The sequence below is a fragment of the Actinacidiphila glaucinigra genome (genome assembly GCF_900188405.1).
GTDB classification, from domain to species: Bacteria; Actinomycetota; Actinomycetes; order Streptomycetales; family Streptomycetaceae; genus Actinacidiphila; species Actinacidiphila glaucinigra.
In genome coordinates this window covers 285776-311648 of the sequence record NZ_FZOF01000008.1, presented here as the reverse complement: position 1 = coordinate 311648, position 25873 = coordinate 285776, and the positions used below count along the sequence as shown (strand labels likewise).

The following is a 25873-nucleotide window of genomic DNA, read 5'->3' as shown; positions in this document are numbered from 1 at the left end:
GGGAGGCGTAATGCACATCAGGGGCGATCACGCCGAGCTGGTCGTCGGGGGCCGCCTCGACGTCCGCACCGCGGCGGACGCCCGCAAGGTCCTGCACAGCGCGGTGGACGGGGGCCACGGCGACCTCGTGCTCGACCTGACCGAACTCGACTCGTGGGACGCGACGGGCCTGGGGGTCATCATGGGGGCGCACCGCCGCTGCGGCCGGGCGGACCGGCGTCTCGTCCTGCGGGGCGTGCCGGCGCAGATGCAGCGGCTGCTGGTCGCCACGAGGCTGCACCGCATCCTGGTCATCGAGGGGGGAATCGCGGCAGAAGCACTGCCGCGGACCTAGGGCACCCACCGGGCGCGTCGGCACGGAAGCGGCAACCCGGGACAGATTCGGACGCAAGGGCGGCATGGCCGCCCTGGGCTTCGCACATACTGTGGGAAGGTTTAGGGTTCGGTTCCGGCGTGCCTCAACCCCGTACGCCGAGGAGGGGAGCCGGACCGGTCCAACGGCGGAACCGCGGGCCCGGTGGGGCCCCGCTGCGACGCACATGGGGGGCGGAGACTAATGGACCCACACGGACCCGACATGACCGGTGACGAGTACGGCGCACAACAGGACTCCACGAGCTTTGCCGACGCGACGCCCGCCGTGGGCGCGGAGGACGGCACCGCGCCGGCCCCGCGCGTCGGCCGGCCGCCGCGCGACCCGCTCGCCCTCGAGCTCGGGGCGGCCACGGCGGACGGCGACGCGCCACGCGTCGTCGAACTCGTGGTCGGTGACTACAGGCTGACCCTCAATCCCGTCGACGGCAGCGAGGTCAGCTCCCTCGCCCCCGGCGGCCTGCCCGCGCCCGTACGGCGCGCGGCGCAGGAACGCGCGGCGCTCACCGCGGCCGCCCGGCCGACGGCGCCGCCGGGGCCCCTCGCCCCCGAGCTCCCGCTGCTGGAGCGCGGGGAGGAGCGCGAGCGCCTGGTGCGGCTGCTCTCCCGGGGCCGCTCGGTGCGCGTGACCGGGCCCTCCGGCGCCGGCCGCAGCGTGCTGCTCGACGCGGTCGCCGAGGCCTGCGTGGACCTCGCCCCCGACGGCGTGATCCGGCTCTCCGGCTACCGCCGGACCCCCAGCGACCTGCTGCAGGAACTCTTCGGCACCATCTACGAAGCCGAGGACTACCGCCCCGACCGCAGCCGGCTGCTCGAACTGCTCCGCGAGGTCGGCGCGGTCGTCGTCCTGGACGACCTGGAGTTCGGCGGCGCCTCCCTGGAGGAACTGCTCGCGGCGGCGCCCGAGTGCGCCTTCGTGATGTCCGCCACCCCCGACGTGCCGGCCCCCTCCAGCGACTCCCTGGTCGAGGAGGTCTTCCTCCCGGGACTGACCCGGGTCGCCTGCCTGGAGCTGCTGGAGTTCTCCGCGGGCCGCCCTCTGGAGGAGGAGGAGACCGCCTGGGCGGCCGACCTGTGGTTCGAGTCGGAGGGCCTGCCGCTGCGCTTCGTCCAGGCCGGTGCGCTGCTGCGGCAGCGCGACGCCCTCGGGGCGGAGATCCTCGCGGCCGACGAGTCGGTGTGGGGCGACGTCGAGGCCGTCGACGGGCTGCCCGTCGACGCGCCCTTCGACGCCCGGCCGGGGGCGTCGGCCTCGCACGTGCCGCTGCCCTCGCTCGCCGAGAGCGCCGCCCCCGCGGTCCTGCTCGCCTCCCGCCTCGGCGCCTCGGCGCAGGAGGCGCTGCGCTTCGCCGTGGCCCTGGGCGGCGAGTGCCCGCACCCGTCGCACCTGCCGGCCCTCATCGGCGACACCCACGGCGACGCCGCCCTCGGCGAGATCGTGGCCGTCGGGCTCGCCGTTCCCGTCGCCGCGCACCACCGCCTCGCGGCGGGCGTGAGCCGGCAACTGGCCCTCGTGGACGGACTGGCGGCGGAGGCCGCCGCCGAGGGCTCCCCGCAGGCACTGGCCGCCGCCCAGCACTACGCCTGGTGGGCCGGGCACCCCTCGGTCACCCCGCAGCGCGTCGCCGCCGAGGCGGAGGCCATCCTGGCCGCCCTGGGGGCCGCGCGCGACGGCGGGCACACGAGCGCCGCCGTTCTCCTGGCCCGTACGGTGGCGCCCGTCCTCGCCGCGGCCATGTACTGGAGTGCGTGGGAACGCGCGCTGCGCGTCGGCCAGGAGGCCGCCCGGCTGGCCGGGGAGGTGGCCGAGGAGGCGTACTTCCTCCACGAACTCGGTGTCCTGGCGCTGTGCCTGGGCAGCCTGGACCGGGCCCGCAGTGAACTGGAGGCATCGATAGCCCTGCGCGGCGCTCTCGCGGACCGCCAGGGCACGACGGTGGGGCGCCGTACCCTCGCGCTCGTCGCGGACCGCGAGGGCGGTCCTGTGCCCGGCACGGGCCTCGTGGGCGTCGAGACCCCGGCGACCGGAACCGACATGTCCGAGGCGCCCACGACGATCATCGGCAAGCGCCTGGCCGCGGCGGCCGCCGCCCCGCGCCGGATCGCCCTCACCGGTTCCCGCCGCAACCTCGTCGCCGCCGGTGCGGGCGCCCTGCTGGCGGCCGTGCTCGGCACCGTCGTCACCCTCGGCACGACGGCCTCCGGCGGCGACCAGAACACCCCCATGAACGTGAAGCCGGTCGAGTCCGCCCAGGAGGACGGCGCGGACGACGGCCTCCCGGCCGAGGACCTTCCGACCCCCGGCTCCACCCAGCGGCCCAGACCCTCCGCGAGCGGCAGCGACACCGCGACGACGCCTGGCGCACCGGCCGGCGGCACCACGGGCGCCGGCGGCGCCGGGTCCGTGTCCGGTGGTGGCTCCGGCGGCACCGACGGCGGGGCCGACGGCGGCTCCTCGACGGGCGGCGGTTCGCACGGCGGCGGCTCGGGCGGTGGTTCGCACAGCGGCGGCTCGGGGGGCGACCCGAGCGGGGGAGGGGACACGGGGGGCGACGGCGGCACGGGCGACCCGACCGACGGCGGCTCGACGGACGGCGGCTCGACCGGAAGCCCGTCCCCCTCGGACTCGGCCACTCCCACCGATCCCACCCCGAGCGGGTCGGAGTCCGGCGACGGCGGCACCTCCGCCAGCGCGAGCGCGCCCGAGAGTTCCGCCACCGTCACCGGTCTGCCCGGCGCTCCCGACAGCTCCGGCACGATCGCCTGACACGCGCCCGTCATGGCGCGGCCCGGCGGTCTGCCGACCGCCGGGCCGCGCCGTACCGCTTCCCCGCCGACGGGCGGGGAAGCGGGCGGTGTCCGTCAGAAGAGGCGCAGCTTGTCGTCCTCGATGCCGCGCAGCGCGTCGTAGTCCAGGACGACGCAGTCGATGCCGCGGTCCGTCGCGAGGACCCGCGCCTGCGGCTTGATCTCCTGCGCGGCGAAGATGCCCTTCACGGGCGCCAGCAGGGGGTCCCGGTTGAGGAGTTCGAGGTAGCGGGTGAGCTGCTCGACGCCGTCGATCTCGCCGCGGCGCTTGATCTCGACCGCGACCGTCGTGCCGGACGCGTCCCGGCACAGGATGTCCACCGGGCCGATGGCCGTCGGGTACTCGCGGCGGACGAGGCTCCAGCCCTCGCCGAGCACCTCCATGCGGTCGGCCAGCAGCTCCTGGAGGTGGGCCTCGACGCCGTCCTTGATCAGGCCGGGGTCGACGCCGAGTTCGTGCGTGGAGTCGTGCAGCACGTCCTCGATGGTGATGATCAGCTGCTCGCCGGCCTTGTTGGTGACCGTCCAGACCCCGTCCTCGCCCTCCTTGAGCGTGCAGGGCGGCGACATCCAGTTCAGCGGCTTGTAGGCACGGTCGTCGGCGTGGACGGAGACACTGCCGTCGGCCTTGACCAGGAGCAGCCTGGTCGCCGACGGCAGATGGGCGGAGAGCCGGCCCGCGTAGTCCACGGAGCAACGGGCGATGACGAGACGCATGGTCGGCAACGTTACTCGCTACCGGGCGCGTCCGGAAAATGGCCTGTTGTGAACGCTCCCGCCTAGTGTCATGGGACCTCTCCGCCTACGGTTGTGGGTGGAGGCCGTCGTGCGGGAGAACTCTGGGCGGCTTCTCTCCGTAGTCCGTCTGACTCCTCGGACAGGGGGGTCACGAGAGGAGTACTCATGTCGCTCGACGTCTCACCGGCCCTCCTCGAACAGGCCGAGCGAGGCGAGGTCGACGAACGGGAATTCGTCGACTGCGTCCGGACCTCCCTGCCTTACGCATGGGACATGATCAGCTCTCTGGCGGCACAACTCAAGGTGGACGGCGGCGAGTTCGCCGACAACCAGGTACCCCCGCCGGATGAGCACGCGCGCGGGCAGCTGCTCCGCGCCCTGGCGAGTGACGCGATACGGGGGGCCCTGCAGCGGCACTTCGGGGTCCGGCTGGCGTTCCAGAACTGCCACCGGGTCGCGGTGTTCCCGCTGGACCCGGCGGTCGACGGGCGTTACGCCACCTTCACCTCCGTACGCGCACAGCTGCTGAACCAGTCCCCGGAACTGCGGGACTGCTGAACCGGGCAGGGTGCTCCCGCCATTGGTCGCACCACTGCTCTTTCAGGTTTCAATCAGGCCAATTGCGGGAGCACTTCGCTGCCGAGCCGCGCCACGTTCTCCTCGGTGGCCGCGAGATCGCCCGAGCCCTCGACGAGCAGGGCGAAGCGGCGGATGCCGGTCCGCTCGGCGGTGGCGGCCAGCCGGTCGGCGCACAGCGCCGGCGGGCCCACGGGGTGGAGGCCGCAGAGGAGTTCGGTGTAGGCGAGCGGATCGCGCATCGTCCGGGGCCGGCCGTCGACGGTGCGGTGCGCGGCGAGGCCCCGCTGGAGCCAGCCGGGCATCGCCTTGGTGAGGGACTCCACGGCGTCGGCGCGGCGGTCCGCGATCTGTACGACGCCCGCGGAGACATGTTCCGCTTTGGCCACCAATTCGGGTGAAAGCCCCGCATCGCGCGCCTCGGCCTGCCACATTGCGACCATGGCAGCTTTGTCCTCGTCGCCGCAGTGCATGCCGAGCAGCATCGGCAGGCCCCTGCGCGCCGCGAGCCGGACGCTGCCCGGCGAGGTGCAGGCGACGACGACCGGCGGCCCGCCCGGCGCCTCGAACTCGTCCGCCCGCGGTACGACATCGACCTCGCGGAAGGCGAATCGTTCACCCGAGGCCCCCACGCGGGGCTCGCGCAGCCAGCGCAGCAGCAGGTCCAGCGACTCGGGGAAACCGCTCTCGAAGGCGGCGAGTCCGGCGCCGAAGACCTCCAGGTCCACCCATGGGCCGCCGCGGCCCACGCCCAGCGTGAAGCGGCCGCCCGAGGTGATGTGCAGCAGCGCCGCCTGCTCGCCGAGCGCCACGGGGTGCGCGGTCGGCAGCACGCTCACGGCCGTCCCGATCCCGATCCGGCGCGTCCTGCCCAGCAGCAGCGCGGCGAGCGTCACGGCCGACGGGCACACGCCGTACGGCACGAAGTGGTGCTCCGCCAGCCATACGGAGTCCAACCCGGCCTTCTCCGCCGCCTCTGCGGACCGCACCGCGCGGTGCAGCGCCTCCCCCGGTCCCTGCCCCGGGAATTGGGCGGCGAGGACGAAAGTACCGACACGCATCGTGCTTCACACCTTCCTCGGTGGCCGACACGGCTCCCCTACTCGGCACTAACGCCTGACACGTGCCAAAGGCACGGTCCGGCCACCGCGATTTCATGATTTTCTAGGTGATGGCCGGAATGGGGGATACCCGGACGGGTACCCGGCACCGTGCGGGCTACGCGTACGCTGGGAAGCGGTCCCGAGTCCCCCGAACCGCATGAGGTGTGTGCCCGTGTCCCCGCGCCGAAACCGCCCACGAGGCGCCGCCGGCAGAGCCGAGGAGCGTCCCGAGGCCGGCCCGGCCCGGGGTCCGGAGCGCGTGGAGAGCTGGCGGGGCGAGCAGTGGACCGTCCGCCAGCTGGCCGGGAGCACGGGCGGCAAGCACTACCGCTGCCCCGGCTGCGACCAGGAGATCCCGCCGGGGGTGGGGCACTTGGTGGCCTGGCCGGAGCACGGCGGCGTGGAGGACCGGCGCCACTGGCACACCGCCTGCTGGAACGCGAGGGACCGCCGGGGCGCACGGCTCCAGCGGTCCCGCAACGCCCCCCGGTACTGACCGGGGGACGGAAGTCCGGTGCCCCGGGTCAGACGTCGCGCTTGGAGAGCGTCGCGCAGGCCGCGCCCAGGGCGACGGCCGTGATGATCGCGAGCACGACCAACTGGCGCACCCCGTCGGCGTCTCCGTTCTCCAGCATCGGCATCTGGTAGAGCGACGCGATGGCGTTGGGGGAGGAGTACTCGATCAGCTTCTCCTGCACCTTGTGCAGGCTGTCCGACTGCATGAAGATCGCGATGATCAGCGGCAGCAGGACCACGCCCATCATCGTGGTGATCGCGCCCGCGGAGTGCCGCAGGAGCGCGCCCACGGCCAGCGAGAGCAGCCCGAGCAGGGCCACGTAGAGGCCGACGCCGACGGTGGCGCCGAGCCACTGGGTGCCGCTGGCGGTGGTGAGGCCGTTCTCGACGACCAGCCGGGGGCCCAGGAAGGAACCCTCTCCCACCGGCTTGCCGCCGAAGGTGGCGTAGTTCATCAGCGCGGTGAGCGCGCAGGCCACAGTGGTGACGGTGAAGGTGAGCGCGAAGAAGACGATCGCCTTCGCGGCGAGCACCCGGCCGCGCTGCGGGCAGGCGGTCAGGGTCGTGCGGATCATGCCGGTGCCGTACTCGGAGCTGATCACCAGCACGCCGAGGGTCATCACGCAGAGCTGGCCGAGGAGCACGCCGAACAGCCCGAAGCCGAGCACCGGGTCGGAGACGATGTCCGACGAGGACAGGCCGACGATCAGGAGGTTGATCCCGAGGATCAGCACCAGCATGACGCCGAGCGTCCAGATCGTGGAGCGCACCGTGCGGATCTTGGTCCACTCGGACCTCAGGGCGTGGCCGAGGTGGGTCCGCTCCACGGGGACGGTGGAGGAGAACTGCGGGGCCGGCATGTGGACGGGGGCGGTCATCGGGCGTCCTCGACGGGCTCGGTCGGCTGCGGGGCGGACGGGGCGGCGGGCGCCGCGGGAGCGGCCGGCTGCGTGTACGGGTTCACCGGCGGGGCGTACGCCTGCACCGGAGGCTGCTGCGGGTGCTGCTGCGGCTGCCCGTAGCCGTACCCGTACGGCTGCTGCTGCGGGACGGGCTGCGGCCACGGTGCCTGCTGCGGCATGCCCCAGCCGCCGGGCGCCGGCGCACCGGCGGGCTGCTGCAGACCCTGACGCGGGTCGGCCGTGGAGCGGTAGTCGACGGCGCCGTTGGTGAGGCGCATGTAGGCCTCCTCCAGGGAGGCCTGGTGCGGCGAGAGTTCCCACAGCCGCACCGCCGCCTCGTGCGCGAGGTCGCTGATTCGCGGCAGCTCCAGACCGGTCACGCGCAGCGCGCCGTCCTGCTCCTGCTGCACCTGCGCGCCCGCGTCGGTCAGCGCCTTCGTCAGCTTCTCGCGGTCCGCGGCCACGTCCGGGGTGCGGACCATCGCGAAGCCCGTGGAGTTTCCGGCGATGAAGTCCTTGACGCTCATGTCGGCGAGCAACTGGCCGCGGCCGATCACGATCAGATGGTCCGCGGTCAGCGCCATCTCGCTCATCAGGTGCGAGGAGACGAAGACGGTACGGCCCTCCGAGGCGAGCTTGCGCATCAGATGGCGCACCCAGTGGATGCCCTCCGGGTCCAGGCCGTTGACCGGTTCGTCGAAGAGCAGCACCTCGGGGTCGCCCAGCAGCGCCGCCGCGATGCCGAGGCGCTGCCCCATGCCGAGCGAGAAGCCCTTGGAGCGCCTGCCCGCGACCTCCTGCAGGCCCACCACGCCCAGCACCTCGTCCACCCGGCGGGCGGGGATCCCGGACAACTGCGCCAGGCACAACAGGTGGTGGCGCGCGCTGCGCCCGCCGTGCACGGCCTTGGCGTCCAGCAGCGCGCCCACCCGGCGCGGGGCGTTGGGCAGCTGCCGGAACGGCTGTCCGCCGACGGTCACTCGTCCCGCGGTGGGGGTGTCCAGGCCCAGGATCATCCGCATCGTGGTCGACTTCCCGGAGCCGTTGGGCCCCAGGAAGCCGGTCACCATGCCGGGCCGCACCTGGAACGACAGGTTGTAGACGGCCGTCTTGCTGCCGTAGGTCTTGGTGAGGCCGACTGCCTCGATCATGCTCCGCCCCTCGACGAACAGTCCGCGGGACGGTGCTCGCCCCCGTGAGGATTAGGAGGCTAGCGGGGCCGGATCGGTTCCGGGGCCGTGAGGCCCGAATTCCGGGGGAGCGGTCAGGCGTCCCGCTTCTTCAGCAGCACGTAGCCGCCGATCAGCGCCACGATCACCCACAGCGCCATGATGCCGAGTCCGCCCCACGCGCTGTAGGGGGCGGGGTCGTCCGGGGCGATCGTGGCCCGCATGATCTTGCTGCCTGCCTGGTCCGGGAAGTACCGGGCCACGTCCTTGGCACCCGGTACGGCCGAGAGGATCCCGGAGATCAGGAAGAAGAAGGGGATGAGGATGCCCAGTGAGACCATCGGGCTGCGCAGCATCGTCGCGACGCCGACCGCGAAGAGCACCATCAGCGTCATGTAGAGGCCGGCTCCGAAGACCGCTCGCAGGACCCCCGGATCGCTGATCGAGGTGTCGAGGTCGCCGCCGAGGATGGCCTGGCCGATGAAGAAGGAGATGAAGCTGACGATCACCCCGAGGACGAAGGTGATGCCGGCGGCGACGGCGACCTTGGAGAGGTAGAAGGTCGCGCGCTGCGGCACCGCCGAGAGCGAGGCCCGGATCATGCCCGTGCTGTACTCGCTGGAGATGATCAGCACGCCGAAGGTGATCAGCGCGAGCTGACCGAGGAAGAGACCGGACAGGCTTTGGCTGGTGGCGTCGAACTGCGCGCGGGCGCCCTCTTCGATGGTGTCCCACTGGGTACGGAAGAGCAGGCAGAACAGACCACTGATGACGATCGTCAGGACGGCGGCCGACGCCAGCGTCCACACGGTCGACCGGACGGTCCTGACCTTGGTCCACTCCGACTGCAGAACAGCGGTGGTCGCTGCCATGTCAGGCTTCCTTTCCGGTGTGCGTGTTCCAGGCGGCGCCCCACTGGGGCGCGGGCGCCGCGGCCTCGCCGGCCTCTGCCGCGGGCCCACCGGCGTGGTACTCCACCGACTCGGCGGTGAGTTGCATGAACGCCTGCTCCAGGGAGGCCTGCTGGGGGCTGAGCTCGTGCAGCACCAGCTGGTTCCGGGCGGCGAGTTCACCGATCTTGGCGGATTCCGCGCCCTCGATCTCGAAGGCGCCCTCGTCGTCGATCACCGCGATGATCGACGCGGCCGCCAGCGCGTCCTTGAACTTCTCCGGCTCCGGGGTGCGGACGCGCACGTAGGAGCGGGAGTTCTCGGCGATGAAGTCCGCCATCGTCGTGTCCGCCATCAGCTTCCCGCGACCGATCACGATCAGGTGCTCGGCGGTCAGCGCCATCTCGCTCATGAGGTGGCTGGAGACGAAGATCGTGCGGCCCTGGGCGGCCAGCCCCTTCATCAGATTGCGGATCCAGTGGATGCCCTCCGGGTCCAGTCCGTTGACCGGTTCGTCGAACATCAGGATCTCGGGGTCGCCGAGCAGCGCCGCGGCGATGCCGAGACGCTGTCCCATGCCGAGGGAGAAGCCCTTGGAGCGCTTCTTGGCGACGGGGGCCAGACCGACGATCTCCAGCACCTCGTCGACCCGGCGGGCCGGGATGCGGTTGGACTGGGCCAGGCACAGCAGGTGGTTGTACGCCGTGCGGCCACCGTGGATGGCCTTGGCCTCGAGCAACGCACCGATGTGCTTCAGCGGTTCGTGCAACTCGCGATAGTGCTTGCCGTCGATGCGGATGCTGCCGCTGGTCGGATTGTCCAGGTCCAGCATCATGCGCATCGTCGTCGACTTGCCCGCCCCGTTGGGGCCGAGGAAGCCGGTGACCACCCCCGGACGCACCGTGAAGGTGAGGTCATCCACCGCGGTCTTGTCCCCGTACCGCTTGGTCAGCCCCTGCAGCTCGATCATGCCGCATACACTATTTGGCCGCGGCGTGCGATGCACGCGGAATTCATGCCCCCGTTTGCGCTCCCCGGACACGACCGAGCCCCCTGCCGGGAAGGCGGGGGGCTCGATGTGCGCCAGGGGCTGCGCGGAGCGTCAGCGCTGGGCCGGGACGCCGCGCGAGACGGGCTCGTCGTCGGCGGGGGCGCCGGCCGCGGCGACCGCCGCACCGGTCAGCGTGGCCAGCATCTCGCGGACGTTGGTCAGCTGGGCGTTGATGCTGTCGCGGCGGTTGGTGAGGGCCGCCAGCTCGCGCTCGGATTCGCTGCGGATGCGGTCCGCCTTGGCGTTCGCGTCGGCCACGATGTCCTCGGCCTGGCGCTGAGCGGTCTCCACCGTCTGGCGGGCGCGGCGCTCGGCGTCGGTGCGCAGCTTCTCGGCCTCCAGGCGGAGCTGCTCGGCGCGGTGCTCGATCTCGGCGAGGCGCTTTTCGGCCTTGGCCTGACGCGACGCGAGGTCGCGCTCGGACTGCTCGCGGCGCTTGGCCAGGTTGGTCTCGAAGTCGGCCGCGGCCTGGGCCGCCTTGGCGCGGGTCTCCTCGAAGAGGGCGTCCGCCTCCTCGCGCTTGGCCTGCGCGTCCTTCTGCGCGTCGGCGCGCAGCTGGCCGGCCTCACCCTTGGCCTTCTCGACGATGCGCTCGCCCTCGTCCTCGGCCTTCGACTTGCGCTCGGCGGCGTAGGACTCGGCGTCGTTGCGCACCTGGGTGGCGGCGGACTCGGCCAGCTCGCGGTGCTGCTCGGCGGCGCGGCGGGCCTCCTCGCGCAGGTCCTTCGCCTCCTCCTCCGCGAGGCGGAGGATCTTCTCGACGCGCGCGCCGAGACCGGCGTAGGACGGTTCGGCGTCGTTGACCTGGGCCTGCGCGTTCTGGGTCTCGAGGTGGAGTTCCTCGATGCGCTTCTCCAGCGCGTTGATCCGGGCCAGCGCGCTGTCACGGTCGGCGACGAGTTTGGTGATGCGGTCGTCCACCTGACCGCGGTCGTATCCACGCCGCACGAGCTCGAAGCCGAAGGGGGAGGAAGTGTCGCTCATGGGGTTCCTGTCAATTCAGACCGGGTGGGGTGATAGGGGGAATCCTAGGGGCCGAAGCGGCGTGTCTTACAGTCACTGTCCAGTAACTGTGCACAATGTCCGCTCAATCGAGTGGCGCATCGTCGGACCGCTTGCTCCCTGTCCGGGGCGTACCGACCGCTGCACCAGCGGTGACCGCGTTCTTACCGTTCTGTGTGGTGTTCTGACTGTTGCCCTTCCCCCCGTCGGCCGGCTGCTGGAATGACTCCAGTGCCTCGAGGACATCCTGCACGCGGGTGATCTCCGCGTTGATGTCCTGCCGGCGCCGGCTGAGCACCTCGAGCTCCTTCTTGCCCTCGGTCACGATGCGCTCGGCCTCGACACGGGCCTCGCTGCGCACCCGCTCCGCGTCGCGCTCCGTGTCGTTCTTCTTCTGCTCGGCCCCCTTGAGCAGCTCCTCCGCCTTCTTCACCGCGGCGATGCGGACCTTGCTCGCCTCCGCGCTCGCGTTGGACCGCGTCTCCTCGGCCCTGGCCTCGGCGTCCGTGACCAGTTCGCGGGCCTTGGCCTCGGCCTTCTCCAGCTGCTCCGTGGCGGCCTCGACGAGCTTGTCGACGCGCTCGCCCGCCGACTTCATGGTGGCGGCCGACTCCGAGCGGGCCCGCTCGTGCAGCTCCTCGACCTCGGCCTCGACGCGCTGCCGCAGCTCCGTCGCGCGCTCGCGGATGGCGGTGGCGTCCCTGCGGGCCTCTTCGAGCAGCGTGTCGGCGTCCGTACGGGCCCGCTCCACCATGCCGTTGCTCTCCGAGGTGGCCCCGGCGACGATCCGGTCGGCCTCCTTGCGGGCGGCGCCGACCATGGTGTCGGCCTGCTCCTCCGCGGTGGTGCCGATCTTGAGGGCCTCGCCCTGTGCCTGCGAGATGAGCTCGTCCGCCTGGCCCGCGGCCTCGGCGCGGCGCTTGTTGGCGTCCTCGCGGGCCTCGTCCCGGATCCGATCGGACTCCGTGCGGGCGGCCTCGGCGTCGCGCTCGGCGGACTCCAGGGCGTCCTTGGCCAGGATGCCCAGCCGCTCCGCCTCCGCACGGGCCTTGGTGATCAGCTGGTCCGCCTGCTGGGCCGCGTCCGTGCGCCGCTTGTTGGCCTCGTCGCGCGCCTCGTCCATGATGCGGCGGGCCTCCGCCTCGGCGGTGCCCAGCGACTCCTCGGCCGCGCGGCGGCGCTCCTCGGCGTCCCGCTCCGCGGAGTCGAGGGCGTCCTTGGCGAGGATGCCCAGCCGCTCGGCGTCGCGCTGCGCCTTGCCCACGGTCTCCTCGGCCCGGGCGGCGGCGTCGGCGCGGAGCCGGTCGGCCTCCTCGATCGCCTCGGTGAGCAGCCGGTCGGCCTGCTCGGCGGCCTCCACCCGCTGCCGGTTGGCCTCGTCGCGGGTCTCCGTCCGCAGCCGGTCGGCCTCCTCGATCGCCTCGCCGACCGTGCGGTCGGCCAGCTGCCGGGCCTCCTCGGCCTCCTCCTGCGCCTCGCGGCGCATCCGCTGGGCGTCCTCGGTGGCGCGCTCGCGCTCGGCGTTGGCGTCCGCGTGCAGCCGGTCCGCGGCCTCCTGGGCCTCGGACCGCAGGCGCTCCGCGGCGTGCTCGGCCGCCGAGCGCAGCCCGGTGATCTCCTCCTCGGCCTGCTCGTGCAGCCCGTTGACCGAGTCCCGCACCTGCTGGGCGGTCTGCTCGGCCGCGCCGACCAGCTCGGCAGCGTGCCGCTCGGCCTCGGCGACCAGCCGCTCCGCCTCGGCGCCGGCCTCCTCCACCCGCTTGCGGGCGGCGGCCAGCAACTCCTCGCCCTCGCGGCCGGCCTGTGCGCGCTCCTGCTCCGCCTCGCCGCGGGCCGCGCCCAGCAGCTCCTCGGCCTCCCGGCGGCGGCGCACGGCCTCCTCCTGGGCGGCGGACAGCGCCTCGGCCGCCTCGGCCCGCAGCCGTCCTGCGGTCTCCTGCGCCTCGGCGCGGACCCGGTCGGCGGTCTCCTGGGCCTCGGTGCGCAGGGTCTCGGCCTCGGCTGCGGCGTCGCCCCGCAGACGTACGGCCAGCTGCTCGGCCTCGGCCCGGGTCTGCGAGGCGTCGGCGGCGGCCTCGTCGCGCAGCCGTACCGTCTCCTGCTCGGCCTGCTCCTGCAGCCCGCGGACCCGCTCAGCGACCTCCGTGCGCAGCGTGGCCGCCTCCTCGGCGGTCTCGCGGCGCAGCCGCTCCGCCTCGGTGCGGGCCTCGCGCAGCGCCTCCTCGGCCGCGGCGATGCGGTGCTCGGCCTCCTCGCGCAGCCGGACCAGATCGGCCTCGGCCTCGTCGCGCAGCCGCTGGGCGGCCCGCTCGGCCTCCTCGCGCAGCAGCCGGCCGGCGCCCTCGGCGTCCTCCTTGACCTGCTCCGCCTGCTGCTCGGCCTCGGCGCGGACCTGCTCGGCCTCGCCCCGGGCGCGCTCCAGCAGCTCGTCGGCCTGCCGGCGCAGGCCCCCGGCACGGTCGATCGCCTCGGTGCGGACCTTCTCGGAGTCGGCGGTCGCCTTCTGCCGGTGCTCCGCGGCGTCGGCCTTCGCCTTGGTCAGCAGCTCCTCGGCGGACCGGGCCGCCTCCTCGATCTGCTGCACCGCCTCGCGCCGCGCCTCGCCGCGGATGCGCTCGCCCTCGGCGACCGCCTCGGCGCGCAGCTGCTCGGCCTCGCCACGCAGCCTGCGGGCCTCCTCCTGGAGCTCGACCGTCTTGGCGCGGTACTCCCTGGTGTCGTCCTTGGCGGTGCCGAGCAGCTCCTCGGCCGACTCCTCGGCCTGGCCGCGGAGCCGGTCCGCCTCCGCCTCCGCCTCGCGGCGGATGCGCTCGGCCTCCTCGCTCGCCGCGCCGGTGGTGGCACGGGCGTCCTCGGTGGCCTTGTTGAGCACCTCCTCGGCGGTGCGGGCCGCCTTGGCCAGCGCCGCCGCGGCGTCCTCGGCCGCCTCGGACTTGGCGGTCTCCTGGGCCTGGCTGCGCAGCCGCTCGGCCTCGTTGTTGGCGTCGGCGAGGATCTGCTCGGCCTCGGCCTTGGCGGCCTCCGCCTCCTTGGTCGCCTCGGCGACCAGCCGGGCCACCTCGGCCTTGGCCGTACGGGTGCGCTGCTCGTTGTCGGCGTCGACGGTGGCCAGCCGCTTGGCGGCGTTGGCCGAGGCCTCCTCGCGGAGCCGGTCGGCCTCGCTCTGCGCCTCGCGCAGCTTCTCCTGTGCCTCGCGCAGCTTCTCCTCGGCGGAGCGGGAGAGTTCGCCGGCCTGGGTGCGGGCGTTGTCGGTGTCGCTCTGGGTGGAGGCACGCAGCTGCTCGGCCTGCGTGGTGGCCTCCTGGGCCTGGCTGGCCGCGGCGTTCAGCAGCCGCTCGGCGTCCGCGCGGGCCCGGCGCAGCAGTTGATCGGCCTCGGCGCGCGCGGTCGAGGACTCCGACTCCAGCCGGTCGCGGGCGCCCTCGGCGATCCGCTGCGCCTCGGCGCGTGCGGCGGCCAGCGCGGCCTCCGACTCGGTGCGGGTCTCCTCCATGAGCCGGCGGGCCTGCGACTCGGCGCGGGCCCGCAACTGCTCGGCCCAGGCCACGTTCTCGTTGACGTGGCTCTCGACGTTGGTGCGGCGCTCGGCCAGCTCCTCGTCCAGCCGGCGGCGCCGGCCGACGGCCTCGGCGTGCCACTCGGCCTCCACGCGGGCCTGGTGCTCGGCCTGCTCCTGGAGGAGGCGCTGGGTGGCCGCCCGGGCCTCGCGCAGCTCCCGCTCGGCGTCGGCGCGCAGTTGGTCGGCCTGGATCTGGGCATTGCGCAGCAACTGGTCGGCCTGGTGGCCGAGGTTGTCGTAGGCAGGACGGCTCGCGAGGTTGCGGCGCGCCTCGTGCAGCTTGGCGCGCAGCACCTCGACCTGGTAGCCGAGGTCGTCGGCATGCTGGACGACCTTGTCCCGCTCCTTACGAAGCCGCTCCATCTCGGCCTCGAACTGCGAGAGGTGGTCGTCCTCAACCTCGTAGCGGTCGTAGCCCCGCACTCCGCGGTCCCATCCGTCTCCTGGTGTACCCACCCGCCAACCGAGTGAGATTCCCCGGGGCCCCGTTTACCGCGGAGCCTTGCGGAGAATTGTGTCCGATCCCACGCCGAGGCGCGGGCAGGTACCCCAGCCCACCCCGGGGTCGCCAGGCCACTCTACCGGGGCGAGTCGTCTCCGGTCAGTGGTCCTTGGCCGAGGTGACGAGCTCGGTGAGCACTCCATGGCAGTCCTTGGGGTGCAGGAAGGTGATCCGCGACCCCATGGAACCCTTGCGCGGACTGTCGTAGAGCACCCGCACACCCTTGTCGCGCACGGAAGCCGCGTCCGCGTCGACGTCCTCGGTGCCGAAGGCGATGTGGTGCACCCCCTCGCCGTTCTTGGCCAGCCACTTGGCGACGGTGGAGTCCTCGCGGGTGGGCTCCAGCAGCTGGAGGTAGGAGGCCCCGCCGTCGGAGGTCTCGTTGATCTTGAGCATGGCCTCGCGCACACCCTGCTCCTCGTTGACCTCGGTGTGGAACACCTCGAAGCCGTAGGTGGCACGGTAGAACTCGACGGTCTTGTCGAGATCGAAGCAGGCGATGCCGATGTGGTCGATTCGCGTCAGCATGACTCCAGTGGACCGCCGGTCCGCATGGTCACGCAACGTGCGCGCGATCACACCGTCTGCCGGGTGACCGCCGGCTCCACCCCTCAGTACATTGACACCACCCTCGAAAACCATCGTTAACATTCCCTCCGTGCAAAGGGGCCGCGTCATGACCAGCCAGGCACGAACGTCCGTGATCGTCGCGGGTGCGCGCACCCCCATGGGCCGGCTTCTCGGCTCGCTGCGCACCTTCTCCGGGGCCGAGCTCGGCGCCGTCGCCATCAAGGCCGCGCTGGACCGGGCGGGCATCGGCGGTGACCAGGTGCAGTACGTGATCATGGGCCAGGTGCTCCAGGCGGGTGCCGGGCAGATCCCGGCCCGTCAGGCAGCGGTCAAGGCCGGCATCCCGATGAACGTGCCGGCGCTGACGATCAACAAGGTCTGCCTCTCCGGACTGGACGCCATCGCCCTCGCCGACCAGTTGATCCGGGCGGGTGAGTTCGACGTCGTCGTGGCCGGCGGCCAGGAGTCGATGACCAACGCCCCGCACCTGCTGCCCAAGTCCCGCGAGGGCTTCAAGTACGGCGCCGTCCAGATGCTGGACGCCATGGCGCACGACGGTCTCACCGACGCCTTCGAGAACATCGCCATGGGCGAGTCGACCGAGAAGCACAACACCCGCCTGGGCATCGGCCGCGCCGAACAGGACGAGATCGCCGCGCTGTCCCACCAGCGGGCGGCGGCCGCGCAGAAGAACGGCCTGTTCGAGGCCGAGATCACCCCGGTGGAGATCCCGCAGCGCAAGGGCGAGCCGGTGGTCTTCGCCAAGGACGAGGGCATCCGCGCCGAGACCACGGCCGAGTCGCTCGCCAAGCTGCGCCCCGCCTTCAGCAAGGAGGGCACGATCACCGCGGGCACCTCCTCGCAGATCTCCGACGGCGCCGCCGCGGTGGTCGTGATGAGCAAGGCCAGGGCCGAGGAGCTGGGCCTGGAGTGGATCGCCGAGATCGGCGCCCACGGCAATGTGGCCGGTCCGGACAACTCGCTGCAGTCGCAGCCGTCCAACGCCATCGCGCACGCCCTGAAGAAGGACGGCCTGTCGGTCGGCGACCTGGACCTGATCGAGATCAACGAGGCCTTCGCCGCGGTGTCGGTGCAGTCAATGAAGGACCTGGGTGTGACACCTGAAAAGGTGAACGTCAACGGCGGTGCCATCGCCCTCGGTCACCCGATCGGCATGTCCGGCGCCCGTATCGTCCTGCACCTGGCCCTGGAGCTCAAGCGCCGCGGCGGCGGTGTGGGCGCGGCGGCCCTGTGCGGTGGCGGCGGCCAGGGCGACGCCCTGATCATCCGCGTACCGGGCAACTGACACGAACTGCGGGCGAATGAGCCGAAGGGGAGCGGCCGCTGTCGACAGCGGCCGAGCGAACCGGAGGCGAACCGAGCCCCTGAAAGGCGAAGAGGAGCGTTGGCGATGGACGTCCCCACCCTGGTGGAGCAGGCGCGGCAGGGCCGCCCGCGGGCGGTCGCCCGGCTGATCTCGCTGGTGGAGGGGGCGTCCCCGCAGCTGCGCGAGGTGATGGCCGCGCTCGCGCCGCTGACCGGCGGCGCGTACGTGGTCGGGCTGACCGGCTCGCCGGGCGTCGGCAAGTCCACGTCGACGTCGGCGCTGGTCTCGGCGTACCGGCGGGCCGGCAAGCGGGTCGGGGTGCTGGCCGTCGACCCCTCCTCGCCGTTCAGCGGGGGCGCCCTGCTGGGCGACCGGGTCCGGATGAGCGACCACGCGTCCGACCCCGGCGTCTACATCCGCTCCATGGCCACCCGAGGCCACCTGGGCGGTCTGGCCTGGGCCGCGCCGCAGGCGATCCGCGTGCTCGACGCGGCCGGCTGCGAGGTGGTCCTGGTGGAGACCGTCGGCGTCGGCCAGTCCGAGGTGGAGATCGCCGCCCAGGCCGACACCTCCGTGGTGCTGCTCGCGCCGGGCATGGGCGACGGCATCCAGGCGGCGAAGGCGGGCATCCTCGAGATCGGCGACGTGTACGTCGTCAACAAGGCCGACCGGGACGGCGCCGACGCGACCGCCCGCGAGCTCAACCACATGCTGGGCCTGGGCGAGACCCGCCGGCCGGGCGACTGGCGCCCCCCGATCGTCAAGACGGTCGCCGCCCGCGGCGAGGGCATCGACGAGGTGGTCGAGGCCCTGGAGAAGCACCGCGCGTGGATGGAGGAGCACGGGGTGCTCGCGGAGCGCCGGCTGCGCCGCGCGGCCCTGGAGGTCGAGCACATCGCCGTCACCACGCTGCGCGAGCGCATCGGCGACCTCCACGGCGACCGCCGCCTCGGCGCGCTCGCCGAACGGATCGTCGCCGGCGCGCTGGACCCGTACGCCGCCGCCGACGAGCTCGTCGCGGGCCTCACCGAGCGGGCCTGAGGCCCGCGCCCCTCGGGCGCGGGCTCTCGCGGCGGTGGGTCAGGCCTTGCCGCGCACCGCGCGCAGGTGGTCCGCGACCGGGTTGAGGGCCTTGCGCAGGGCCGCCAGGTCCTCGGCGGGGAGCAGGTCGATGAAGTGCTCCCGTACGGCGGCGACGTGGTGCGGGGCGACCTTGCGCATGGTCTCCCAGCCGTCCTCGGTCAGGACGGCGAACAGCCCGCGCCGGTCGGACTCGCAGTTCTCGCGGCGGACCAGGCCCGCGGCCTCCATGCGGCTGATCTGGTGCGACAGCCGGCTCTTGGACTGCAGGGTGGCGCGGGCCAGGTCACTCATCCGCATGCGGTGCTCGGGTGACTCCGAGAGGTTCACCAGGATCTCGTAGTCGTTGTAGGTCAGACCGAACGGCTGCAGATCCCGTTCGAGCTGGTGCGTCAGCAGCTTGCTGACCTCCAGGTGGATGCGCCAGGTGCGCTGCTCGTCGGCGGTCAGCCAAAGGGTGCCGGTCTCTGTCTCCATGATGGAATTATACCCAGAAAGTTGAAATCCGGATTATTCGGGGTCCCGGTACGTGTCGGTAGGTTCACAGACCGAAGCGGCGCTGCAAGTCCCCCAGCTGTCCGGGGAGCCTCGGCACGCCCTGCGGCGCGCCCGGGGTGCCCGTCCCGCCGCCCGGGACACCGGCCTCGTGCGGGACCGCGCCCGTGGCCTGCTCGGGCATGAGCACCTCGCTCGACTGGAGCAGCACCTGCCCCGCGCCGACGAACTCGAACTGGTGCTCCTCGCCCGAGGTGCCGCCGACGCCGGTCAGCGCACGCAGCCCGCCCAGGACGCCGCGCATGTACCCGTGGTCGTAATGGTGGCAGGGGGAGGGGCAGTCCGCCCATCCCACCAGGGCCTGCGGGTCGACGCGGACCGGCGGCTCGACGAAGTGCACGGCGCCGTTGGAGGCCGCCACGAACTTCCCCGTGCCGATCAGGGTGAGGAAGCCGGGGATGATCGACTGCTTGAGCGACAGGCCCGGCTGGAAGGCCAGCAGGTTGCCCGACCGGATGGTCAGGTTGCCGTCCTCCAGGTCGAAGGAGTTCACGTCGAACGCCCGGTCGGCGAGGATCATCTTGCCCTGGCCCTCGGCGACCACCCAGTCCGCGGCGTGCAGCGGGGAGTGGAAGTTGCTGCGGATCAGCCCGTCGAGGGCGCCGTGGCCGATGCCGTGGAAGCTGATCTGCCCGTAGTAGGCGATCATCTTCCCCTTCTGCAGGAACCACTGGCCCTTCAGGTCGACGCTGAAGGCGTACGGGTTGACGTTGTCGTCGACCGGCAGGGTGTACGGGTCGTGGACGACCGGTCCGGTGCTCACAGCTTCTCCTCACTCGCCTGGACGTAGACCGTGCCCTGACCCGACAGCTCCAGCTGGAACGCCTCGCCGGAGCCGCGGCCCACCATGTCGCGCCAGCCGAGCGCGGTGGACAGCTTGTTGCGCACGTCGCCGCGGTGGGCGACGTACGCCTGGGGGTCGACGTGCACCGGGCGCTGCGGGGTGATCGGCAGCTCGATCACGCCGCCGTGCGCCATCACCGCGACCGCGCCGTGCCCCTGCAGGGTGGTGGTGAACAGCCCCTGGCCGGTGACCTGGCCGCGGATGACGCCCATGACGCCGCCCTGGGACCCCATGAACATCGTGCCCTGCCGCAGCGAGCCGTCGAAGGCCAGCAGCCGGTCCGCCTCGACGTACAGGGTGTCGCCGCCGAGGTCCACGCAGTGCACGTGGTGGCCGCCGTGGCCGAACATCACCGAGCCGTGGCCCTCGACGGTCATCAGCGGGGTCGCCTCGTTGGCGAGCCGGCGGCCGATCATGGAGCCGATGCCGCCCTGGCCGCCCTGCATGTTCGGGGTGAAGCTCACGTTCCCCCGGTAGGCGAGCATCGCGCCGCGCTGGCTGAACAGCCGCTGGCCCGGCAGCACCTGGGCCTCGACCATCTTGGAGTTGATGCGGGTGAACGGCATCAGACCTGCCCCCCGATGGTGTTGCGCTCGCTCGGCTGCACGTAGACCAGGCCGTCGCCCTCGAAGCGGATCTGGAAGGACTCGCCGCCCGACTCGCCGATCACCGTCCGCCAGCCGATGCCGGTCTGGAAGTGCTGCTGGAGGTTGCCGGTGTGCGCCACGTACGCGCCCGGGTCCACCTGCAGCGGCATCCCGGGGCTGACGCGGAGCACCACCGCCGGGCCGTCGGAGGTGATCGCCGCCTGGCCGGCGCCCTCCACCGTGGTGGTGAACAGGCCGTTGCCCTGCGAGGCACCGCGCAGCCCGGTGAAGGTGGTGCCGGTGCGCAGCGTCGCCTCGGTGGCGAGCAGATTGCTGGCCTCGACGTAGAGCTTCTCGCCGTTCAGCCGCACGAGGTTGATCTCGCTCGCGCGATCGGCGAAGTAGCAGGTGCCCTGCCCTCGTACCTCCATGACCTCCATGGACTCGCCGGTCAGCCGTCGGGTCACCATGCCGCGCAGACCCTCGCCGCCCCCGGACATCTTCTTGAAGCTCATCTGGCCGTCGTACGCGACCATCGAGCCGTTCTTCGCCTTCACGGCGTCGCCGGCCATGTCCACGGCGAGCACCTTGCTGCCCTGCAATCGAAACTGAGCCACGGGTCAGACCGTATCCGTCCGGGAGGAACCCGTCACCAGGGTCCTCGTCATGTGAAGTTCACAGGTTTCGTATCGCGTGTCGTGGAGGGGGACGCCGTCCGCGCGCCGGCGGTTCACCGGCGCCCCGCGACCCCGGGGGAGGGGCGGCCCGGTGGCCGGGTCATAATGGACGGAGCGTTTGTGATCGCATTCACAAACAATCCGATCCTCAGCGCCGGCGCCCGCCGCAGTCCCCTGTCCCGATAGTGAGGTCCCGTGGACACCAAGACCGCCTCCGCCCTGAACCGGCTCCGCCTGGTCTCCGCCCCGGAAGGGGTCTCCTTCCTGCTCCTGCTGATCTGCTCGGTGCTCAAGCGCACCACGGACTTCAACGCGGTCCCGGTGATGGGGTACGTCCACGGCTCCCTCTTCGTCCTCTACGTCGTGTTCTGGCTGGACGCCTGGAACCGCACCAAGTGGCCGCTCGGCCGCGCCGCGCTCTACTTCGTGCTCTCCGTCCTCCCCACCGGCGGCTTCTTCGCCGAGCGCAGGCTGCGCCGCGAGGCCGAGGACAGCGTCATCGCCGCCCGCGCGCGCAAGGAGCTCAAGGAAGGCGTGGTCGAGGCATGATCGTCGCCTTCTCCGTCACCCCGCTCGGCGTCGGCGAGGAGGTCGGCGCGTACGTGGCCGACGCGGTCCGCGTGGTCCGCGAGTCGGGCCTGCCCCACCGCACCGACGCGATGTTCACCTCCATCGAGGGCGAGTGGGACGAGGTCATGGACGTCGTCAAGCGCGCCGTGGCCGCCGTCGAGGCCCGGGCGCCGCGCGTCTCGGTGGTCCTCAAGGCCGACATCCGGCCCGGCGTCACCGACGGGCTCACCTCCAAGGTGGAGACCGTCGAGCGCCACCTCGCGCAGTAGCCGCACCGCACCCCGCGGGGTAGCGCGCACCGGCGGTCAGTCGCCGGCCAGCGCGCCGCCCAGCGGGGTGCGTTCGTACAGCACCTGGTGGCCGTAGCGGCGCGAGGTGAGCAGGCCCGCGTCCCGCAGGACCGCCAGGTGCGCCGACACCGACGACAGCGCGAGGCCGTGCCGGTGGGCGAGCGCGGTCGTGGTCGCGGGCTCGCCCAGCCCGCCGAGGATGGCGGCGCGGTTGGCGCCGAGCAGCCGCACGAGGGCTTCGGAGGCGGCCTGCGGCGCCTGCCACAGCCCTCCGATGCCGCGGGCCGGATAGACGACGGTGCCCTGCCAGGGCGGGTCGAAGCCCGCCGCGAGGTCCGGCCACACGAAGACGCTGGGCGCCAGGACCAGGCCGTCGCCGCCCAGGTCCCGGTCGTGCTCCGTCGGCTTGTGCAGCGTGAGGGTGTCGTCGGCCCAGCTCAGCGACGGGTGGAGGTCGGCGAAGAGGCCGCTCAGCCCGCCGTCCGCGAGCCGGCGCGCGCGGAAGGCGATGTCCGCCTCCAGCACGGCGCGCAGCCGGGGCCAGTACGGGGCGACCAGCGCCTGCCATGCGCGCTCGTACAGGTCCGCCAGTTCCCCTACCGCGCGCGCCGGGTCGGCCAGCATCGCCCGCCCCTGCGGGGTGGCGGCGGCGCCGGGGGTGTCCGCCAGCGAACGGGCCAGGTCCTGCCGGGCGACCTCCGGGTCCGTCGCCCGCACCCGGGCGAGTTCGTCCTCGATGGCCGCCGACGGGCCCTGCGGTGGCGGGCAGAGGAAGTCCGGGCTGTGACCGGGGCGGGGCATCAGCAGCCACAGCGGGGTGAGGTCCAGCGCGCGGGCCGCCTCACGGGTCTGCCGCAGCCAGGGCATGTGGTAGGCCTGCAGCCCGGGTTCCTTCAGCGTGCGGACCGCGCCCTCGGTCTCCCACAGCGGGGAGACCGCGAACCGGCAGCGCAGCAGGTCGTCCGGTCCGAAACGCATGCGGAACGGCACGGCACGCCCCTCGCTCCCCGGTGGTGACCCGATGCTTTCGGCTGGAGCCGAAACACTACGCCGCGCCCCCTCCGGGCCGCCAGGCTGCGCCCATGACGCTGAACACCGACACCACCGCGGCCGGCCCGGCCGCCGGGCGCGGCTACCGCGCGGTCTTCGCCGTACGGGAGTTCCGGGCCGTCTTCGCGGCGCACGTGCTGTCGCTCCAGGGCACCGTGGTCGCCGAGATCGCGCTGTCCGTGCTGGTGTTCCGGCTCACCGGGTCGCCGCTGCTGACCGCGCTCACCTTCGCGCTCGGCTTCGTGCCGTACGCGCTGAGCGGCACCCTGCTCGCCGGGATCGCCGACCGCTTCCCGCCGCGCCGGGTGCTCGTCGTCTGCGACCTGCTGTGCGCCCTGTGCGCGGCCGGGATGGTGCTGCCCGGGACGCCGATCGCGGTCCTGCTGGGGCTGCGCTGCGTGATGGCGATGATCGCGCCGGTGTTCACCGGAACCCGTGCCGCGAGCCTGGCCGACATCCTGCCGGGCGACACCTTTGTGCTGGGCCGGTCCCTGATCCGCATGGTCGCGCAGGGCGCGCAGATCGTGGGCTTCGGCGTCGGCGGGTTCCTGCTGGTCGTCGTCCCGCCCCGGGCCGCGCTGGCGATCACCGTGGCGGCCTTCCTGGGCTCCGCGCTGCTGCTGCGCCTCGGCACCGCACGCCGCCCGGCGCGCGGCGGCGGCGCGGCACGCTCCGCCGGCGGCACCGGCCGCCTGATGCGGGACCCCCGGGTGCGGGCCCTGCTGCTGCTCTGCTGGATCCAGCCGTTCTTCGTGGTGTTCCCGGAGGCGCTGGCGGCCCCCTACACCGATTCGATCGGCGCCGGCACCCCGGGCCTCGGTCTCTTCATGGCGGCGATGCCCGTCGGCACCGTCCTCGGCGAACTCCTCGCGGGCGCCTTCCTGCCGCCTGCCGCCCGCGCCCGCCTGACCGTTCCGCTCGTCGCGTGCTCGCTCCTGCCGTACGCCCTCTTCGCCCTGCGCCCCTCGCTGCCGCTGGCCGTCGCCGCGATGTTCACCACGGGCCTGACGGCCGCGTACACCCTCGGTCTCGACCAGTGGTTCGTGGCGGCGGTGCCGGAGGCGTTGCGGGGGCGGGCGATGACGTTGCAGTCGGCGGGGCTGATGACGATCCAGGGGCTGGGGATGGCGGTGGCGGGTGCGGCGGCGGAGTTCGTCGCGCCGCATGTGGTGGCGGCGGGTGCGGCCGGTGCGGGGACGGTGTGCGTGCTGGTGGTGCTGGCGCGGGTGCGGGGGACCGCCGCAGACGGCGTCTGAGCGGGCCGGGCGGAAACGTGCTCGTGGTGCCGCGGACCGTATGGGGCGGTCCGCGGCACCACGAGTGATGGGGTGCCGGTCGGGTCAACCGGTCCTGGGTCAGCTGACGTTGACCCCGGTCCATGCGGCGGCGACCGCGTTGTACTCGGCGGAGCCGGTTCCGTACAGGTCCTTGGCCGCGCTCAGGGTGGAGGTGCGGGCCTTGGCGTAGTTGGTGGACGAGGTGAAGTACACCGTCAGCGCGCGGTACCAGACGGCGGCGGCCTTGGCGCGGCCGATGCCGGTGACGGTGGAGCCGTTCTTCGTCGGGCTGTTGTAGCTCACGCCGTTGATGGTCTTGGCGCCGCTGCCCTCGGAGAGCAGGTAGAAGAAGTGGTTGGCCACGCCCGACGAGTAGTGGACGTCGAGGTTCTTCACCGAGGACGACCAGTAGTCGGCGGAGGCGCCGTCCTTGGACGGCTTGTCCATGTACCGCAGCGGGCTGCCGTCACCGTTGATGTCGATCTTCTCGCCGATGAGGTAGTCGGGCGTGTCCGAGGGCAGGTTCTCGTAGAACTCCACCATGGTGCCGAAGATGTCGGAGGTGGCCTCGTTGAGGCCGCCGGACTCGCCGGAGTAGGTCAGGCCGGCCGTGGCGCTGGTGACGCCGTGGGATATCTCGTGGCCCGCGACGTCGAGAGCGGTCAGCGGGTGGGTGTTGCCCGAGCCGTCGCCGTAGGTCATGCAGAAGCAGCTGTCGTCCCAGAAGGCGTTGACGTAGTTGCTGCCGTAGTGGGCGCGCGACAGGGAGCCCTTGCCGTCGCCTCGGATGCCGGAGCGGGCGAAGGTGTTCTTGTAGAAGTCCCACGTCGCCGCCGCGCCGAACTGCGCGTCCACGGCGGCCGACTGCCGGTTGGAGGCGGAGCCGTTGCCCCAGACGTCGTCGGTGTCGGTGAAGGTGGTCCCGTTGCCGCTGGTGCGGTTGTTCAGGTCCGTGGTGTAGATGCCGCCGCGGCTCGCGTCCTTGAGCGTGTAGCTGCTGCCGGACTTCGTGGTGGTGAGCTGGACCGAGCCCACGTGGACGCCGGTCCCGCTGCCGGTCTGGATGCCCTCGTAGCGCTGGATCACGGCGCCGGTGGCGGCGTCGGTGATGACGTTGAGCGCGCTGGGCGTGCCGTCGGCCTGGGTGCCGTGGACCACGGTCCGGTACGCCAGGCGGGGTGTGCCGCTGACGGCCCAGACGACCTTCTCGGGGGCCGCGGCCGACCCGACCGCCTTCAGCGGCTCCTCGCCCTTGACGAGCGGGGTCTTCAGCAGGCCCTTGACCGTCGCCGCGGCCTTCTCCCGGGCGGCGGCGGCCGTGACGGAGGGCGTGAGCGTGGCGGGCGCGATTCTCGCGGTGACCGCGCGCGAGACGGACCGGGTGGCGCCGCTCCTGTCCTGGTGCACCACCAGGTCGCCGCCGAGCACCTCCAGGCCGGCGTAGGTGCGGTCGTAGCGCAGGTGACGGGTGCCGTCGGGGTCGACGACGGCGTCCCTGACGGTCAGTTGCTCGCGGTCGCCCAGGCCGAGGCTCCCGGCGAGGCCGGCGGCCTCGCCGCGGGCGTCGGACAGGGCCTGCGCGTGGGATGCGGCGATGCCCTGGGCGGTGGGGGCGCTCTGGGCGTTCGCGGCGAGGGACTGGAGACCGCCGGCCAGGAGCGCCGAGGCGGCGGCGAGCGTGCCGAATGCCAGCTTCTTGCGCAATGTGACTCCTTGGCTCCCGTCGCGTGGGGGCGACGGGCGAGGACCCCGGGCATGTGGGTGACCGGGGCCGTGTGGGGGGTGCGCGGTGTTCCGCGCGGCAAGGAGCCTCGCACCGAACGACGGGTTAATGACAGGTGCATTTCATCCTTTGGCC

Annotated in this window: 24 protein-coding genes; 9 read left to right on the top strand and 15 right to left on the bottom strand. The window is 72.7% G+C overall.

The genetic code is table 11. The features are described 5' to 3' along the window. Window positions 1-10: 10 nt before the first annotated feature. Both CHF15_RS19530 and CHF15_RS19525 read left to right on the top strand, forming a co-directional pair. Entirely contained in the window at window positions 11-334 is a 324-nt protein-coding gene (locus CHF15_RS19530) for an STAS domain-containing protein (RefSeq protein ID WP_018563514.1), read from the top strand. A 243-nt stretch (window positions 335-577) separates the two neighbouring features. After that, window positions 578-3139, top strand: a complete 2562-nt coding sequence (locus CHF15_RS19525; protein ID WP_245938919.1) for an ATP-binding protein — start codon at window positions 578-580, stop codon at window positions 3137-3139. A 95-nt stretch (window positions 3140-3234) separates the two neighbouring features. Here the strand turns inward: CHF15_RS19525 and nucS are convergent, their stop codons facing one another. Beyond that, a complete protein-coding gene (gene nucS, locus CHF15_RS19520) occupies window positions 3235-3897 on the bottom strand; it encodes an endonuclease NucS (protein ID WP_018563512.1) in 663 nt (220 codons plus the stop codon). Between the two features lie 186 nt (window positions 3898-4083). On the opposite strand from nucS, the gene CHF15_RS19515 reads away from it, so the two are divergent. After that, the gene (locus CHF15_RS19515; RefSeq protein ID WP_018563511.1) at window positions 4084-4476 is read left to right on the top strand and encodes an SCO5389 family protein; all 393 of its coding nucleotides are present in this window, start codon (window positions 4084-4086) and stop codon (window positions 4474-4476) included. 53 nt (window positions 4477-4529) lie between these two features. Here CHF15_RS19515 and CHF15_RS19510 read toward each other — a convergent pair whose 3' ends face one another. Then, window positions 4530-5555, bottom strand: a complete 1026-nt coding sequence (locus tag CHF15_RS19510) for an LLM class flavin-dependent oxidoreductase (RefSeq protein ID WP_089225111.1) — start codon at window positions 5553-5555, stop codon at window positions 4530-4532. Window positions 5556-5769: 214 nt separating this feature from the next. Between CHF15_RS19510 and CHF15_RS19505 the strand changes: the two genes are divergently transcribed. Then, window positions 5770-6093, top strand: a complete 324-nt coding sequence (locus CHF15_RS19505) for a hypothetical protein (protein ID WP_026251812.1) — start codon at window positions 5770-5772, stop codon at window positions 6091-6093. 28 nt (window positions 6094-6121) lie between these two features. Here CHF15_RS19505 and CHF15_RS19500 read toward each other — a convergent pair whose 3' ends face one another. The 7 genes from CHF15_RS19500 to mce form a co-directional block, all read right to left on the bottom strand. Further along, the gene (locus tag CHF15_RS19500) at window positions 6122-6991 is read right to left on the bottom strand and encodes an ABC transporter permease subunit (protein ID WP_179279870.1); all 870 of its coding nucleotides are present in this window, start codon (window positions 6989-6991) and stop codon (window positions 6122-6124) included. After that, window positions 6988-8166 (bottom strand): ABC transporter ATP-binding protein, encoded by a 1179-nt coding sequence (locus CHF15_RS19495; protein ID WP_089225110.1) that lies wholly within the window; start codon window positions 8164-8166, stop codon window positions 6988-6990. Before CHF15_RS19495 ends, CHF15_RS19500 begins: the two co-directional genes overlap by 4 nt. A 113-nt stretch (window positions 8167-8279) precedes the next feature. Continuing rightward, the gene (locus CHF15_RS19490) at window positions 8280-9056 is read right to left on the bottom strand and encodes an ABC transporter permease subunit (RefSeq protein ID WP_089225109.1); all 777 of its coding nucleotides are present in this window, start codon (window positions 9054-9056) and stop codon (window positions 8280-8282) included. Between the two features lies 1 nt (window position 9057). Next, window positions 9058-10044: an ABC transporter ATP-binding protein gene (locus tag CHF15_RS19485; RefSeq protein WP_089225108.1), complete on the bottom strand. Its 987-nt coding sequence runs from the start codon at window positions 10042-10044 to the stop codon at window positions 9058-9060. 132 nt (window positions 10045-10176) lie between these two features. Beyond that, window positions 10177-11109: a coiled-coil domain-containing protein gene (locus CHF15_RS19480; RefSeq protein WP_089225107.1), complete on the bottom strand. Its 933-nt coding sequence runs from the start codon at window positions 11107-11109 to the stop codon at window positions 10177-10179. A 103-nt stretch (window positions 11110-11212) separates the two neighbouring features. Next, window positions 11213-15109 carry a polarized growth protein Scy gene (gene scy, locus CHF15_RS19475; protein ID WP_089225106.1) on the bottom strand — a complete coding sequence of 1299 codons (3897 nt, stop codon included), beginning with the start codon at window positions 15107-15109 and terminating at the stop codon, window positions 11213-11215. A gap of 178 nt (window positions 15110-15287) precedes the next feature. Then, entirely contained in the window at window positions 15288-15716 is a 429-nt protein-coding gene (gene mce / locus CHF15_RS19470) for a methylmalonyl-CoA epimerase (RefSeq protein WP_018563502.1), read from the bottom strand. A gap of 172 nt (window positions 15717-15888) precedes the next feature. Between mce and CHF15_RS19465 the strand changes: the two genes are divergently transcribed. After that, entirely contained in the window at window positions 15889-17064 is a 1176-nt protein-coding gene (locus CHF15_RS19465) for an acetyl-CoA C-acetyltransferase (protein WP_089225105.1), read from the top strand. A 105-nt stretch (window positions 17065-17169) separates the two neighbouring features. Continuing rightward, the gene (gene meaB, locus CHF15_RS19460) at window positions 17170-18126 is read left to right on the top strand and encodes a methylmalonyl Co-A mutase-associated GTPase MeaB (RefSeq protein ID WP_089225104.1); all 957 of its coding nucleotides are present in this window, start codon (window positions 17170-17172) and stop codon (window positions 18124-18126) included. A 39-nt stretch (window positions 18127-18165) separates the two neighbouring features. Here meaB and CHF15_RS19455 read toward each other — a convergent pair whose 3' ends face one another. From CHF15_RS19455 to CHF15_RS19440, 4 genes are all read right to left on the bottom strand, one after another. After that, entirely contained in the window at window positions 18166-18642 is a 477-nt protein-coding gene (locus tag CHF15_RS19455; protein ID WP_089225103.1) for a MarR family winged helix-turn-helix transcriptional regulator, read from the bottom strand. 64 nt (window positions 18643-18706) lie between these two features. Continuing rightward, complete coding sequence (locus tag CHF15_RS19450; RefSeq protein ID WP_018563498.1) at window positions 18707-19483, bottom strand: AIM24 family protein; 777 nt, start codon at window positions 19481-19483, stop codon at window positions 18707-18709. Continuing rightward, window positions 19480-20130, bottom strand: coding sequence for an AIM24 family protein (locus CHF15_RS19445; protein WP_089225102.1), 651 nt, complete (start codon window positions 20128-20130; stop codon window positions 19480-19482). Before CHF15_RS19445 ends, CHF15_RS19450 begins: the two co-directional genes overlap by 4 nt. Next, complete coding sequence (locus tag CHF15_RS19440) at window positions 20130-20768, bottom strand: AIM24 family protein (RefSeq protein ID WP_089225101.1); 639 nt, start codon at window positions 20766-20768, stop codon at window positions 20130-20132. Before CHF15_RS19440 ends, CHF15_RS19445 begins: the two co-directional genes overlap by 1 nt. Window positions 20769-21023: 255 nt before the next feature. On the opposite strand from CHF15_RS19440, the gene CHF15_RS19435 reads away from it, so the two are divergent. Together CHF15_RS19435 and CHF15_RS19430 are read left to right on the top strand one after the other, a co-directional pair. Continuing rightward, the gene (locus tag CHF15_RS19435) at window positions 21024-21377 is read left to right on the top strand and encodes a DUF3817 domain-containing protein (RefSeq protein ID WP_089225100.1); all 354 of its coding nucleotides are present in this window, start codon (window positions 21024-21026) and stop codon (window positions 21375-21377) included. After that, window positions 21374-21667, top strand: a complete 294-nt coding sequence (locus tag CHF15_RS19430) for an MTH1187 family thiamine-binding protein (RefSeq protein ID WP_089225099.1) — start codon at window positions 21374-21376, stop codon at window positions 21665-21667. The genes CHF15_RS19435 and CHF15_RS19430 overlap by 4 nt, the downstream gene beginning before the upstream one ends. 36 nt (window positions 21668-21703) lie before the next feature. Here CHF15_RS19430 and CHF15_RS19425 read toward each other — a convergent pair whose 3' ends face one another. Continuing rightward, window positions 21704-22678 (bottom strand): ArsR/SmtB family transcription factor, encoded by a 975-nt coding sequence (locus CHF15_RS19425; protein ID WP_089225098.1) that lies wholly within the window; start codon window positions 22676-22678, stop codon window positions 21704-21706. Window positions 22679-22770: 92 nt separating this feature from the next. On the opposite strand from CHF15_RS19425, the gene CHF15_RS19420 reads away from it, so the two are divergent. Continuing rightward, complete coding sequence (locus CHF15_RS19420) at window positions 22771-23994, top strand: MFS transporter (protein ID WP_089225097.1); 1224 nt, start codon at window positions 22771-22773, stop codon at window positions 23992-23994. Between the two features lie 99 nt (window positions 23995-24093). Here CHF15_RS19420 and CHF15_RS19415 read toward each other — a convergent pair whose 3' ends face one another. Further along, window positions 24094-25719 (bottom strand): M4 family metallopeptidase, encoded by a 1626-nt coding sequence (locus tag CHF15_RS19415; protein WP_089225096.1) that lies wholly within the window; start codon window positions 25717-25719, stop codon window positions 24094-24096. Window positions 25720-25873: the final 154 nt, after the last annotated feature.